Origin of the sequence: Lacticaseibacillus zeae DSM 20178 = KCTC 3804, from assembly GCF_000260435.1 — a bacterium.
GTDB lineage: Bacteria > Bacillota > Bacilli > Lactobacillales > Lactobacillaceae > Lacticaseibacillus > Lacticaseibacillus zeae.
Genome location: NZ_BACQ01000001.1, coordinates 1 through 12,922 on the forward strand (window position 1 = coordinate 1; position 12,922 = coordinate 12,922).

A 12,922-nucleotide genomic window follows, 5' to 3' on the forward strand; every position below is an offset into this window, starting at 1 on the left:
GGAGCTAATGAAACACTCGTCGTTGACGGGTGTTTTTTTCTACAAAAAATTGATGTAAGTGATCATTAATGACATTATGAAACAAGGGGTGACACAGTGTCACCATTTATTGAGATTGATCTGTCATTTGAATACACGAAAAGATGCTTAAAAACGTAGTAGCTTAGCGGGTACGTGGTTATTGCCAATAATGTAATGGTCAAACTTGACCGGGCTTGGCAATATCCGCATAATGTTGATACAGAACATCGTCAGTAAAAATGAAAGAGGTATCGTGATGAATAATCGGATTCAACTTCGCCAGCAGAAAAAGCCTCGTCATCGGGGACTTAAAATTTTTGGAATTATCGCAGGTGTCTTGCTTTTGTTGATCGTGGCTTGCGTTTTCTTTTTTCCGCAAATCAATAATACGATTCGCAATGTGACGGGGAATGATACGCCAGCAGATGCCGCGGTTAAATCTCGCTTGGTGTCGGAAATTACTGCGCAGAAGACGGGCAATGCAACGACTGATGCCGCACTCCAGCGCGCAGCTGATACATTGAAAGAGACCAAAATGAGTACGATCATGAAAGCCGCGCAAGATCAGGATCAGGCAGCGGTTCTACTGCAAAAGGCAACTGGTGCCAATCAGGCGCAAGCTAAGCTAGCTGCAGCGTTGTTGTTCAAAGAGGAAGCGATCACTCCGGTTCGCCAAGCGATCGCTTCAGGTGACTATTATCGAGCGTATCAGGATGTCAAATCGTTGCAACAACAAGGTAACACTAGTACGTTACAGAATTTATTGACCGGTCAGTAAAAACAAAACAGCTCCCGCATGGCAATGAAGCCATAACGGAAGCTGTTTTTGATTGAAACAAGAATTTACTTAGGTTCATACATAAATGTCAGTTCATTGTGTGGCTGAATCAGGCGACCAGAGACGGTTTTGTCGGACATGGTCATGCCGCCGGGTAACATGGCGTGGTGATACCGAAAATTAGGGAAGTCCGGTGCTGTTAGTTCATATTGGTGACCGGTTTTGGTATGCAGCACCTGGGCGTCACGCAATGGCCGGTTGTGATTATCAAAGTACTGAATAACCAGTGTTGCCGGAACCGGGTGATGAACCAGTGATGGTGCCGTTGTGTAGATAAAGGTTAGCTGCGGGGCATTACCCGTCATAGTACCGGTGACAGTTGGATCACCGACATGCTGGCCGTCTGGGAGAACGGCTTTTTGAAAATCATAACCGATTAAGGTCGGAGCAGTGAGTCGAAAATGATGTTCTGGCGTATTCATTAAGTGATTGTCTGGGCCTAATGTCTTGCCGTTTTCATCGACATAATGAATGGTTAAAGTGACTTGTGCCAAATAATTTCACATCCTTTTCGATGATTTAAAAAAGAACTAAGCGTTGCGGGCGGTGAAGCGTGCTTGATTAATGGTTGGCTTTTCCAATTCATCCAACAACGCAACTGCCAGTGTACCGCTGTTGAGAACGGATTTACCGTCATCGTCTTTTAGCAGTGTATTGTCGCCGCGAACGTATTCAGTTGCCGGCCCATGTTCAAAGTTCATGCTTGGCGAGATGCCAATCCAGTTGACATTGTCGGTCCACTGCAGTAGCTGGTATTCTCTGAGCTGGTTCTTAGGCGTGTTGATAAATGCCGGTGCATGCGGATCATTTTTAAGTAAATCATACAGGAGGTTGCCGTCAGTTTCCAGGCTGCCTGCTCCTAGAATAAAGACTAGCCGCGGAGAGGTGGTCTCCCGTAACTCGTGGATCAGGTGATCGGCTAAATCAATATGGGGATAGGCTTGTTCAACGGTTGTTGCGAAGGCATCAACAACCGCATCGTAGCCTAGCAGCTGATCGCGGGTGAGGGTGAAGGCGTCTTGCTGCACGAGTTCGGCATCAGGCGGAAGAACGCCGATACCTTTGTCTGGATGACGAACGTAACCGGTAACTTCGTGGCCTCGCTTGAGCGCCTCTTTGTAGATCGCTGATCCTGCATTGCCAGTCGCACCAATAATTGCAATCTTCATCTATAACAACATCCTTTCATAACGAGTCGGTTCAAAGTTTATGATACACTTACTAAAAGTAGATAGACAATTAAATTGGCTCAAAATTAAATCTTCCGCTGTCTTTTCGACACACTTTTCGGAATCGAAATTGTGTGAGAAAAAAGGCTTTACAGTGCTATATTGCTCCTGTATAATCTTACTTGTTGTTCAGCAATGGCCCGTTGGTCAAGTGGTTAAGACACCGCCCTTTCACGGCGGTAACATGGGTTCAAATCCCGTACGGGTCAGTATGCCGGCTTAGCTCAGTTGGTAGAGCATCGGTATCGTAAACCGAGGGTCACAGGTTCAAGTCCTGCAGCCGGCAGAAATAAGCTTTCCTAGCTTTTCCTTAAAAGCAGAAACCTTGATGTTAAGGCTTCTGCTTTTTTATTTTCCCGAATTTTCCCAGTTTTCGAAACTTTGGTGCAAATACGTTGCACATTGCCGATATTTTTTGTGCACCAACTCGATTTGATGCACATTTACATCAACTCATTGTTGGCGTTAGGCCTCTTCGGTGCCGTGAGATCCGTGAGATCATCAAGTGCGCCGAGAGCCTTCTCATTTTGTTGTTCATCTAGCTCGTTAATAATATGCGAATAGACGTTGAGAGTGGTGCTGATGTTACATGGCCAAGCCTCTTGGAAATTCGCGTAGACGAAATATGGGAACATCGATTTTATCCATCCGTGTCACGTTGACTTGCGTTTGCCAAAATATGATGCTTCAACTGCGCATACTCGTCTTGGCTTAGCCCTCCGGAATCAAGCAGCTTTTTAAGTTTCAGCAGATCGTCAATTTGCGTTGAAACAGTGTTGTTGTCTTCTGCTAAATAAGCAGTAATAGAGCTTGTGAGAGCGCCGATGAGACCGATGCCATTGAACATGAGTAGAACAGCGGCAATTCTTCCTAGAAGCGTGTGGGGTGAAATGTCGCCGTAGCCAACGGTGGTGGCGGTGACGATTGCCCACCAGATTGAATCACTGTATGAAGCACCCTCGGCTAATGAATAGATGGCAGCCGCAATGATGACTAGGATGACCGATAACCATAGATAATAAATGAGACCGCCTTTGTGGAGAAACTTCCTGGTTCGTCCTTGTAAAATGCTGATGATGCCGGCAAGTCGGGTGATGCGAAATGCGCGGCTGAGTCGGACGATACGAAAGGCCCGGGCAAACCGGAAAAACGAAAAAATGGCGTTAAAGGGAATGATTGCCAACAAATCGAGCAAGTGAGTTTTAAAGAACTTAAACTTGTTGTCTGCGGTTAAGAGGCGTGCGAAGTAATCGACGGTAAAGATAGCGAGTATCGCATTGTCTACCACATCGTAGGGAAAGGCTGTCAGGCTAATGACTGATGAATAGTCCAAAATAACCATCACAATAGAAATGACCGCCAGTAGTGCAATCACAACATTGTAGTAACGAATAAAACGTGAATCTGATTTCAAAATGCCATCCCCAATTACATAGTTGCCCCATACCCAACGCGAACGAAATAACCCAGCGTCTTTAACGATGATTTAATTCTATCTTTAGGATCACAAGAGTTCAATCATTTATAGAGCGAGCTTATGGAATCCCAAGAAAAGCGAAAAATTAGAATCTTCTCCGAAATCCCTATCCCAAGCAACTTATCGCCCTTTTTTAAGCGCTTGTATGCTATGATCGTACGGTAAGTGATTGGTTGAAGGGGTGCAGTATGCATAGACAGAAAACAAGTTCAAAAGCGGGATTGATTTGGACGATTGTGATTTTAGCGGTCATTTTAGTGGCGGGCGGTTTGTGGTTTGGCCTTAATCGGCAGGCGCAGGCAAGAGCTCAAGAAGCTTCATCCGTGTCGCGTTCCAAGGCACGTTCGGTTGCCGAGTCACGTTCGGCTGCCAAGGCCAGTCAGGCGGTTGAAGCTTCCCAAAAGGCAGCGGATCCAGTCTATAAAGATTTTGCTGCTGACGGACTCAGCTATCATCAAGTTCAAGCCGCTAAGGAATTATCCGTGACGGCGGTCGGTGATTCCGTGATGCTTGGCAGTGAGTATCTGTATAAAGAATTGTTCCCAAAGATCTATTTTGATGCGACGGTTAGCCGCCAAATCTATCAGGTTCCGGCTTTGTTTAAGTCACTGGCCGCTTCTGGCAAATTGGCCAATACCGTGATCATCGGTTTGGGCACAAATGGCACGTTTACGAATGAGGCATTTCAATCCATTATGACAAGTATTGGTGATCAGCGTCAGGTTTATTGGATTAATGTCCGTTCTGATGCGAAATGGACGGATGAGGTCAATCGCGATCTGGGCAAAATGGCCAAGCGTTACAAGAATTTGCATATTGTTGATTGGCATGGTGCTTCTGCCGGTCATGATGATTGGCTGACAGCCGACAAAACCCATCCGTCAACTGATGGTCAGCCGCATTATGTTGCGACGGTTGCAAAAGCCGTTTTGGCAAAAGCACAATGACCTTTTTCGACGCCTGATCGGGTGCTGGGCGGTTGATGGTTAGTAACCAAGCGGAAAAATGATAACAGATATTCTCATGACAGTATTTTAAATACCGGTGACATCGAGACAGATTAATGATCGTCTATCGCTGGCGATCATCGTGGAGGTGAGCAGATGCAGGCATTGCTTGATACCAAACAACCGGGAGCTTATTTGCTAATGAGTGTCGGAGGCAGTGCTGCATTGCGCCGGCATTTGGCTGAGATGGGACTGGTCGCCGGCAAGAAGCTAACAGTGGTGCAACCTGCGAGCAAAGTGACCGGTCTGGTGATTTTCTTTCAGGGGCAGCGACTGGCTATCAGTGACGAGATTGCTGCTTTGCTGGTGGTGCGACCGTTTGCCGCAGATGCTGATAAGCCGGCGATACCGTTAGCCCACTTGCCAATCAAGCGAACTGGGTTGGTGCAGAAGATTCAAGGAGATCCGCCGCTGCGACACCGCCTGATGGACATGGGCTTAACCAAAGGGACGTTGGTGAAAATTCACCAGATTGCACCGCTTGGCGATCCCATCGAGCTAGCGGTACGTGGTTATAAGTTGAGTATTCGTAAGCAAGACGCGGCGCATGTGCTGGTAACGGAGGTGACCGCTGATGACCATGGATGAGACTTTAGCGCTTGTCGGCAACCCTAATAGTGGCAAAACAACTTTGTTTAATGCGCTGACCGGTGCCAAACAACATATTGGCAATTGGCCGGGGGTCACAGTTGAACGAAAATCCAGTCGGCTTAAAGCCAATCCGGCGGTGATCATCGAAGACCTGCCGGGAACCTATTCGCCTTCGCCTTATAGCAGTGAAGAAATTGTGACGCGGGATTTTTTGCTCGAAAAGCAACCGGATTTAGTGATTAATGTCGTCGACGCTACGAACCTCGAACGCAATCTGTATTTAACCTTGCAGGTGATGGAAACCGGGCGGCCATTGATGGTGGCACTCAACATGATGGATGTCCTTGAAAAGTCCCATCGCCGCACGATCAATTTGAAAAAGTTAAGTTATGCCTTGCAGGTACCAGTTATCGGCACCACTGCCACCAAACCGGCAGCCTTAAAAGAACTTGTGCAGGCCATCCAGGCGCCATTACCTAAACCATATGCTTTTCCGGAATATGATCCGCGGCTCGAATCTGCTTTAAGCATGCTTGAGGAAGTCATCGGCAAACGCGTACCTGCGGATCGTTTGCGATGGTATGCCATCAAGCTTTTTGAAAAAGATCCGCAAATCGTGCAGCAGCTAGCTTTTACATCTGCTGAACAGCAACAGGTCACGGAAATTTTACATACGGCTGAGCATCTTTTTGATGATGCGAGTGATAGCATCATCGTGAATGCTAGATATGATTTCATCGCCCGCGTCATGGCGATGTGTGTCGTTGATAAAGAAGATTTTGTCATGTCCGTCAGCGATCGGATTGACCGCATCGTGACGGATCGCTATCTGGCCTTACCGATTTTTGTACTGGTGATGTGGGTGGTTTATTACCTTTCGATCCAGACAGTCGGAACCATCGGCAGTGATTATCTCAATGATACGGTCTTTGGCGGATGGTTGCCGGCGGTGGTCGGCGGGGCATTGAAGAGTTGGGCCGTGGCACCGTGGTTGTCGGGTCTGATCGTGAACGGGTTGATCGGTGGGATTGGTTCCGTGTTAGGGTTCCTGCCGCAGATCATGATGCTGTTTTTATGTCTGGGTATTCTTGAAGACTGCGGGTACATGGCGCGAATCGCATTTGTGATGGATCGGCTGTTTCACCGGTTTAATCTTAGCGGCAAAAGTTTTATTCCAATTTTGATCGCTACCGGCTGCGGGGTTCCGGGCATCATGGCGACCCGAACGATTGAAAGCGAAAAAGATCGGCGAATGAGCATTATGCTGACGACCTTTATGCCGTGTTCCGCTAAATTGACTGTTATTGCGCTGGTTAGCGGAACCTTCTTTCCGAATAACAGCTGGGTTGCGCCGTCAGCCTATTTCATGGGCATTATTGCCGTTGTCTGCTCTGGCATTTTTCTAAAAAAGACTGCTTTATTTGCCGGACCTCCAGCCCCGTTTGTCATGGAGTTACCAGCGTATCATTTGCCGCGCGTCACCAACCTTTATCGCAGTGTCATGTCTCGGGCACGCGCCTTTGTGCATAAGGCTGGGACAATTATTTTCTTATCGTGTGTTTTGTTATGGTTCCTTTCGCACTTTGACTTTACGTTACACATGGTCCAGCAAAATAAGAGTATGTTACGAGGGATTGGTGGGGTCATTGCCCCGATTTTTGCACCGCTTGGGTTTGGTGATTGGCACACCACAGTGGCTACTTTAGCCGGGTTGATCGCTAAGGAAAATTGTGTCAGCACGCTGCACATTAGCTTCGGTGGGACTGGCGGTTTTGGGCAGACATTGCGGGCGACTTATCCGGCGATGGCAGGGTATGCGTTTTTGATGTTCAATCTTTTATGTGCCCCGTGCTTTGCGGCTATTGGCACCATGTACAAGGAGTTTGGCGATGCGCGCTGGACCTGGCGCGCCGTTGGGTATCAAACAGGCGTGGCGTATTTGCTGACGATGTTGATTTATCAAGGCAGTCTCATTGTGGGTGGTCAGGCCAATTTGCTTAGTATCGGCTTGGTCGCAGTGGCAGTGACACTCATTATTTACGGTCTGTGGCTCAAACGTCCACACCCCGTGGTTGCGTCGGGTTATAGCACGGATATTTAAAAAGGAGATCTTTTATCATGGCAACATGGCTGATTGGCAGTGTCGTCGTTTTGGCGATCGTTCTCGTCTTATATCGCACTTTTTTTCGAAAAAACAAAGCAGGCGGTTGCGGCCAATGTGAAGATGTTGGCTGTCCGTTGATTGATCAGGCCAAAATGGTTCAGGCCAACAAACGGCGTAAAGCATAGCGAGTTTCAATGCCGCTTGAGTGGTAAGTGAATGTGGTTTGTGATTGAAATAGCCTTTGTGATCCGGTGAATTTTTAAAACTCGCGTTGCTAAAGTGAACTATGTATAATTGAGTTGTGAAAGCCTTTACAAAAAACGACTGAACGTACATTGTTTGCGCTTCGGCGACCGTTGCATAAAACGGAGGAGATAGCGGCGCAGGGGTAAGAACCATTGCGGTGTACCGGATGTACAAGGGGGATGCAACCATGACAACAAAACAACAATTTCCGAGCAGTGAGGTGACCGCAGCGAGTGGCTATTTTTCACCACTCAAAGCGACCGTCGAGACGGCATTTTATGGCACAAATGTCCAGCCGGTGACCACATTGACAGAGGCATACGAATTGGCCAAAGCCGCACCAGGTGTCATCATCACGGATTTGCCGATTCAGCATGCCAGTGATCTCGGGCTGCCTGAAGACGCCCGTATCTTGGTTGCAAATGACGGTCAAGTTGTCGGTCGGACCGCTGCTGCCCGGCGGATTATCGGACAGCCTGGTGTTGATGCGGGCACGATGGCAAAAGTTGCGCGTGAAGCCGTATTTCAAGGCAGCCGTAAGCGGTTCTTGAGTGGCCGGGTTGTGGTTGGTCTATCACCGGATTTTTCTGTTGAAGCGCATATGATGTTGCCTGAAGCCTACGCGAATAACCTCTACAGCTATTTATTGAACTTTCAAATCATGACGGATGAAGCCAAAAAGCACTACGCCCAGTCGCGCCCGCTTCCAGAAGATGACCTTTATCTTTATGCCGATCCTGATTGGCACGATCCGGCGTATCCGGATGGCCTGGCGATTTTTGATCCGCTACACAATGCGGCGATTATCTTGGGCTTACGCTATTTTGGCGAATTGAAAAAAGGCACCTTGACGTTGGCGTGGGCGACGGCACATCGAAATGGCTTTGTTGCCTGTCACGGTGGGATGAAACAGTATCAGCGGCAAGATGGGACGTATACGATGGCAGCGTTTGGTCTGTCTGGCTCGGGTAAATCAACGATCACACTGACCAGTCACGGTGATCGTTATCCAGTTAAAGTGCTACACGACGACGCGTTCGTCATTGATCGCCAAACCGGCGCCACGACTGCGCTGGAACCGGCATATTTTGACAAGACTCAGGATTATCCGTTAAGCGATCCAGGAATTCGGTATTTTCTGACAGTGCAAAATGTGGGCGTTACTTTGGATGACCAAGGCCGAAAGACATTAGTCACCGAGGATATTCGTAATGGTAACGGGCGGACGGTCAAGTCGCGGTATGTGACGCCAAATCGGGTCGATCATCTGACTGAAAGTATTGACGCGGTTTTCTGGATCATGAAAGACGACACGTTGCCACCGGTTATCCGGATTGAGAATCCTGACTTGGCAGCGGCATTTGGGGCAACGTTAGCGACTAAGCGATCAACTGCCGAAAACGTCGGGGCTCATGTGGACCGCGATCAGTTGGTCATTGAACCGTTTGCCAATCCGTTTCGTTGTTATCCGCTAGCCGAAGACTACCAGGATTTTTATGAACTCTTTCAGGAACGTGGCACGACTTGTTACATTCTCAATACCGGTTTTTACCGCGGGAAAAAAGTGAAACCGGCTGACACGTTGGATGCAATTGCGGCGATTGTAGATGGTACTGCACAATTTCAACCATTTGGGCCGTTACCAGATATGAGTTATTTGGTGTTACCAGCCTTTAAAGTAGACTTTACGGCCCCTGATTATCGGGCTTTGTTGCGCAAGCGGTTGGAAGCTCGCCTAGCATTTTTGGCCACCAAAGAGACAGCCGATGGTGGCTATGATAAGTTGCCGGAAGCTGCCACTCACGCACTGGAAAAGATTCTTACCGCGCTTTCAGAGTCGGACTGACTTTTGGCGTTCAGGTGCGACATAACAAAAGGCAAACTCAATTTCCATCATTGCACGCTCGCTTAAAATAAGGGATAGTATAAACGACAGGACATACGCTTCGTATCAATTGCATGACAGCGGCACTAGGCCATTTATGGAGGATATGCGTATGGCAATTCATTTTGTAGTTTACGAAAAGCCCCATTGCGAAGCTTGCCGGTTGACGCGGCGCTGGCTGTTGACGCATCATCAGCGTTTTCGCACGACTAATCGCCGCGGTGAAACGAATTTGGTGGATCCCAATTCGGACGATCCACTCAAGCGTGCTTGGAGTGCGCAAAAAGTGGTGAAGTTTCGGCAGGATGGTTATGATCGCTTCCCAATTGTGCGGGTGCGCGACGATGAAACCGGGGATGTCTTGGCCACCTGGAATGGTTTTCATCCCGAGGCTCTCGCAAGCTGGGCAGCGATTAATCGGCTAGGATAATCAACATGCCGGCGATGCACGCGGGCGAATAGTGCGGGAGAGTTAATCCGCAAATACAACAAAGACGCTAGCGACAAATCTCTTTGATCGCTAGCGTCTTTTTGATGGCGTTTTAAAATACAGCCGACAACCGCTCGAAACAACTTTGGCTCAAGACTGAGCGGCTTTCTTTTGAGCTGCAGCAGTTTTGGCTGCGAGCTCGGCATACATTTTGGTGCGGGCTTCGCCTTGCAGCGGGTATTGCTTGGTCAACAGATAGGCGACAAACGAGAAAATGGCCGGTAAACCAAACAACACGACGCCTAAACTCTGAAGCAGACTATCAGGTACCTGCGCCGCTTTTTCAAGGGTTTGCGCGTTGTACCCGACGAGTAAGAGTGCTGCGCCGACGCCAATTGTAGCCAGTCCGGACTGAAGTTTCTGTAAGAACATGTTGACCGCGTTGATGGTAGCTTCCATCCCTGAATTCAGCTTGAGGCGATTGTAATCCATCGTCTCCATGATGATCAGGTTGGCGGGAACAAACTGTGCGCCAGCAAGCGTCATGACAATCCCAATCAGGATGTAGAACAGCCAAGGATTGTGGATCACCTGAAACTCATTGATGGCGAACATTAAGAGCAGGAACGGTGCCATGCCTAAATAGCAAAGTTGGATCCCGCGAAGTGCCGACATATATTTCATGGCCTTTTGCGAGATGAATGTCCCACCAACCAACGTGACCAAGGTTAACAAGCCAAAATACATAGACTGAATCCCTAGATTAGCCACGCCAAATGCGTATTTGATGTAGTACAGGGATGTCGCGGTGAGCAAGGCCCAGACAAAGCCGCCGACAAAGGTAAAGTACAAGTTGACCCGAAAAGGCTTGTTGATCTTCACCATCCGGCCGATATCCCGCAGTTTCGGTGGCTTGGTGCCTTCAGCAACTGGCCCTTCTTTGACCATGAAGCCGCCGATCAAGGCAATAATCAAAAATGGAATGACGATCACGTCGACCGTCAGCGGGATATTGGGACTCTTCTTAGTTCCAAGAAAGGTGGCAATGGCCATGAAGAAGGCAAATACGACACCGACCACGTTACTGGTAATTCGGGGCCATGAAATAAGTTTGGAGCGAATTTCCTGATCTGCGGACATCGTACTGGTCAACGGCACGGTGACGATGATCGTATAAGCAAGCATAAACAAAAAATAGACAACATAAAGGTAAACTTCCTTGCCAAAATCACTGATGCCTTGAGGAATGTGAAACAGCATCATGCCCAAGATGCCTGCAAAAAAAAGTGCCTGCCAGTACATAGGGCTTGAACTTGCCCCAGCGGGTTCGCGGGGAAATATCGATTACATAACCTGTCCACAGATCATTCACCGCATCCCAAAGCCGACCCACAAATAATAAGGTCGTTGCAACAGCTGCCGCTTTACCTGGAACGCCTGTATAAATCCCGGAATAATCGGTAATAAACATCATTAAGACAGCCGTATAAAGATAGTACGCCGTTGTGCTAATGAGCCCCATGGTATTGATTCCAAAAAAAGTACGCGGATCAAGGGGGTAGTTCTTTGGATAGTCTTTCAATGTTTGCACCCTCCAAAAAGGAATAACGGTCATGACGCGTCATACGGGATAAGCTTCACTCAACCGATGAAGCGCTTAACCTCAAGCAGTGCCCGCATCATGCTCTCTCTTCGATTATAGGTGATGTTGTGAAAACTTGCTATTAACTCCCTTCGTTAAAATAAAATAAGTTATAACAACGTTGAAATAAGAATCTTTATAGCCAGTATTTGCACGATTGTTGAGGAATATTGAAATATAAGTTCAAAATATTTAAAAAATATTTTCGTTATCTTATTTTTGATGGAAGCGCTTAGCCAACAAAAGACGTGTTGCAGTCAGGATGTCAAGACAGGGGGCTTGCGCGTTGATAAGTTCAGTTTTCACAAAAAGATACATTGCGTACAATGTCAAAGAAAAGGGTTTTCACAGACTGGTGTAATGTATGCAAAGTCCACTAATAATGGCCTTTAAACGGGTTATATAACGTTAGGTATTTAAATATTAGTCAATAATTATATTGATTATAAGCCATTAACACGTATAATTAAGTGTGTAAGTTGATGAACGCACAAGATTAGGAGGGACTTTTAAATGTACGCGACGAGCAATGCACCTAGTTATGTTGAAGTAATTAATCAGAATCTGGAACGGCTCCTTGTTTTTGAGACAGTTTTCAAAGAATACGTCCACACATGCAAGAACATCGAGAAGGGCAATTGCTATGCCAGCGAAAGTCTCGATCGGTTGCGTGTGTATTTCACCAAAAATGTGATTAAGTTCTGCAGTTTCGTTGACAGCGTTGATGCTGAAGCTGCACCGTGCAATTATGCAGCCTTTCATCGTGTGTTGGTCAGCGGCTTGCGTGGCATTCGCAGCGGGGTGTTAGACACTCTTCAGGCGATTGGCCCGGATCAAATCGATCACGAACGCTTCGATGCAGGTTTGGCTGAACAGCAGGCTGCTCGTGCGCAGATCGATTCGGCCTTTTCCAAGATCCTTGATCCGATTTTTTAGTCCGCTTCCCGGCTTCAATGTGGCATAATTGAAGCAGAGGGGGTGAGTGCTTGGCAGTTTGGCGCATGATGTTTGCCCGCCCGCAGTTTAAACATCGCCAGATTAAACAAATGGTCGATGAACTAAGCCGAGAAGGTAATTTCGGGGGGATGCCGATTCACCATATCAGGCTGACGCGGCAAACCAAAGAACTTATTTATGTGGATCTGGATTTTGAGCTAACATCTGGTTTGACGCAACCGTTGTTTGAACAAATGGCCAAGTATATTCTCGTTTCTGTTGCGGGATTGGCTCACGCACCGCAACGGATCTATTTAATGGCAATGGCGAATCCTTTTTCCAAATTGAACATTACTTATTACATTTATCCGGATCATAGTTTGGACTTGATTTATTGGCGACCGTTGCTCAGTGTGCCATCCTAAATTGATCGGCACGGATCTATCGGAGGACCTCCTTTTTTTAGGCAGGTTCTTTTTATTTACGCAGGCGCCGCATTCTAAAAGCTGACTTTTT

12 protein-coding genes, 2 tRNA genes and 1 pseudogene are annotated in these 12,922 nt (G+C 47.5%); 11 read left to right on the forward strand and 4 right to left on the reverse strand.

Annotated elements, in window-relative coordinates; genetic code table 11:
* The first annotated feature begins 277 nt into the window (after positions 1 to 277).
* Positions 278 to 799 carry a hypothetical protein gene (locus GSO_RS00005; protein ID WP_010487559.1) on the forward strand — a complete coding sequence of 174 codons (522 nt, stop codon included), beginning with the start codon at positions 278 to 280 and terminating at the stop codon, positions 797 to 799.
* A 65-nt stretch (positions 800 to 864) separates the two neighbouring features.
* Here the strand turns inward: GSO_RS00005 and GSO_RS00010 are convergent, their stop codons facing one another.
* Positions 865 to 1,353 carry a MucBP domain-containing protein gene (locus tag GSO_RS00010; protein WP_010487561.1) on the reverse strand — a complete coding sequence of 163 codons (489 nt, stop codon included), beginning with the start codon at positions 1,351 to 1,353 and terminating at the stop codon, positions 865 to 867.
* Between the two features lie 36 nt (positions 1,354 to 1,389).
* Entirely contained in the window at positions 1,390 to 2,028 is a 639-nt protein-coding gene (locus GSO_RS00015) for an NAD(P)-dependent oxidoreductase (protein WP_010487563.1), read from the reverse strand.
* 197 nt (positions 2,029 to 2,225) lie between these two features.
* Between GSO_RS00015 and GSO_RS00020 the strand changes: the two genes are divergently transcribed.
* Positions 2,226 to 2,297: transfer RNA gene (locus GSO_RS00020), tRNA-Glu, on the forward strand.
* 4 nt (positions 2,298 to 2,301) lie between these two features.
* Positions 2,302 to 2,374: transfer RNA gene (locus tag GSO_RS00025), tRNA-Thr, on the forward strand.
* 354 nt (positions 2,375 to 2,728) lie between these two features.
* Here GSO_RS00025 and GSO_RS00035 read toward each other — a convergent pair.
* Positions 2,729 to 3,502, reverse strand: a complete 774-nt coding sequence (locus tag GSO_RS00035; RefSeq protein WP_010487567.1) for a potassium channel family protein — start codon at positions 3,500 to 3,502, stop codon at positions 2,729 to 2,731.
* A 251-nt stretch (positions 3,503 to 3,753) separates the two neighbouring features.
* On the opposite strand from GSO_RS00035, the gene GSO_RS00040 reads away from it, so the two are divergent.
* The 6 genes from GSO_RS00040 to GSO_RS00065 all read left to right on the forward strand — a co-directional run bounded on the left by GSO_RS00040 (position 3,754) and on the right by GSO_RS00065 (position 9,828).
* Positions 3,754 to 4,512 carry an SGNH/GDSL hydrolase family protein gene (locus tag GSO_RS00040; RefSeq protein WP_010487569.1) on the forward strand — a complete coding sequence of 253 codons (759 nt, stop codon included), beginning with the start codon at positions 3,754 to 3,756 and terminating at the stop codon, positions 4,510 to 4,512.
* A 156-nt stretch (positions 4,513 to 4,668) separates the two neighbouring features.
* Positions 4,669 to 5,160: a FeoA family protein gene (locus GSO_RS00045; RefSeq protein ID WP_010487571.1), complete on the forward strand. Its 492-nt coding sequence runs from the start codon at positions 4,669 to 4,671 to the stop codon at positions 5,158 to 5,160.
* The gene (gene feoB / locus GSO_RS00050) at positions 5,147 to 7,264 is read left to right on the forward strand and encodes a ferrous iron transport protein B (protein WP_010487573.1); all 2,118 of its coding nucleotides are present in this window, start codon (positions 5,147 to 5,149) and stop codon (positions 7,262 to 7,264) included. Before GSO_RS00045 ends, feoB begins: the two co-directional genes overlap by 14 nt.
* Before the next feature lie 17 nt (positions 7,265 to 7,281).
* Positions 7,282 to 7,452 carry a FeoB-associated Cys-rich membrane protein gene (locus tag GSO_RS16265; RefSeq protein WP_010487575.1) on the forward strand — a complete coding sequence of 57 codons (171 nt, stop codon included), beginning with the start codon at positions 7,282 to 7,284 and terminating at the stop codon, positions 7,450 to 7,452.
* 248 nt (positions 7,453 to 7,700) lie between these two features.
* Positions 7,701 to 9,359: a phosphoenolpyruvate carboxykinase (ATP) gene (locus GSO_RS00060; RefSeq protein WP_010487577.1), complete on the forward strand. Its 1,659-nt coding sequence runs from the start codon at positions 7,701 to 7,703 to the stop codon at positions 9,357 to 9,359.
* Positions 9,360 to 9,510: 151 nt separating this feature from the next.
* On the forward strand, positions 9,511 to 9,828 hold the full coding sequence (locus GSO_RS00065; RefSeq protein ID WP_010487581.1) for a thioredoxin domain-containing protein: 318 nt from the start codon (positions 9,511 to 9,513) through the stop codon (positions 9,826 to 9,828).
* A 150-nt stretch (positions 9,829 to 9,978) separates the two neighbouring features.
* Here GSO_RS00065 and GSO_RS15365 read toward each other — a convergent pair.
* A pseudogene (locus GSO_RS15365) lies at positions 9,979 to 11,410 on the reverse strand (MFS transporter).
* Positions 11,411 to 11,983: 573 nt separating this feature from the next.
* On the opposite strand from GSO_RS15365, the gene GSO_RS00075 reads away from it, so the two are divergent.
* Both GSO_RS00075 and GSO_RS00080 read left to right on the forward strand, forming a co-directional pair.
* Entirely contained in the window at positions 11,984 to 12,406 is a 423-nt protein-coding gene (locus tag GSO_RS00075) for a hypothetical protein (protein ID WP_010487583.1), read from the forward strand.
* Positions 12,407 to 12,456: 50 nt separating this feature from the next.
* Positions 12,457 to 12,831: a hypothetical protein gene (locus tag GSO_RS00080; RefSeq protein WP_010487585.1), complete on the forward strand. Its 375-nt coding sequence runs from the start codon at positions 12,457 to 12,459 to the stop codon at positions 12,829 to 12,831.
* Positions 12,832 to 12,922: the final 91 nt, after the last annotated feature.

Bases quoted from the DNA above. Each gene is read 5' to 3' on its own strand.
- GSO_RS00005 (WP_010487559.1), top strand. From the start codon at position 278: ATGAATAATCGGATTCAACTTCGCCAGCAGAAAAAGCCTCGTCATCGG.
- GSO_RS00015 (WP_010487563.1), bottom strand. From the start codon at position 2,028: ATGAAGATTGCAATTATTGGTGCGACTGGCAATGCAGGATCAGCGATC.
- GSO_RS00040 (WP_010487569.1), top strand. From the start codon at position 3,754: ATGCATAGACAGAAAACAAGTTCAAAAGCGGGATTGATTTGGACGATT.
- GSO_RS00045 (WP_010487571.1), top strand. From the start codon at position 4,669: ATGCAGGCATTGCTTGATACCAAACAACCGGGAGCTTATTTGCTAATG.
- feoB (WP_010487573.1), top strand. From the start codon at position 5,147: ATGACCATGGATGAGACTTTAGCGCTTGTCGGCAACCCTAATAGTGGC.
- GSO_RS16265 (WP_010487575.1), top strand. From the start codon at position 7,282: ATGGCAACATGGCTGATTGGCAGTGTCGTCGTTTTGGCGATCGTTCTC.
- GSO_RS00060 (WP_010487577.1), top strand. From the start codon at position 7,701: ATGACAACAAAACAACAATTTCCGAGCAGTGAGGTGACCGCAGCGAGT.
- GSO_RS00065 (WP_010487581.1), top strand. From the start codon at position 9,511: ATGGCAATTCATTTTGTAGTTTACGAAAAGCCCCATTGCGAAGCTTGC.
- GSO_RS00075 (WP_010487583.1), top strand. From the start codon at position 11,984: ATGTACGCGACGAGCAATGCACCTAGTTATGTTGAAGTAATTAATCAG.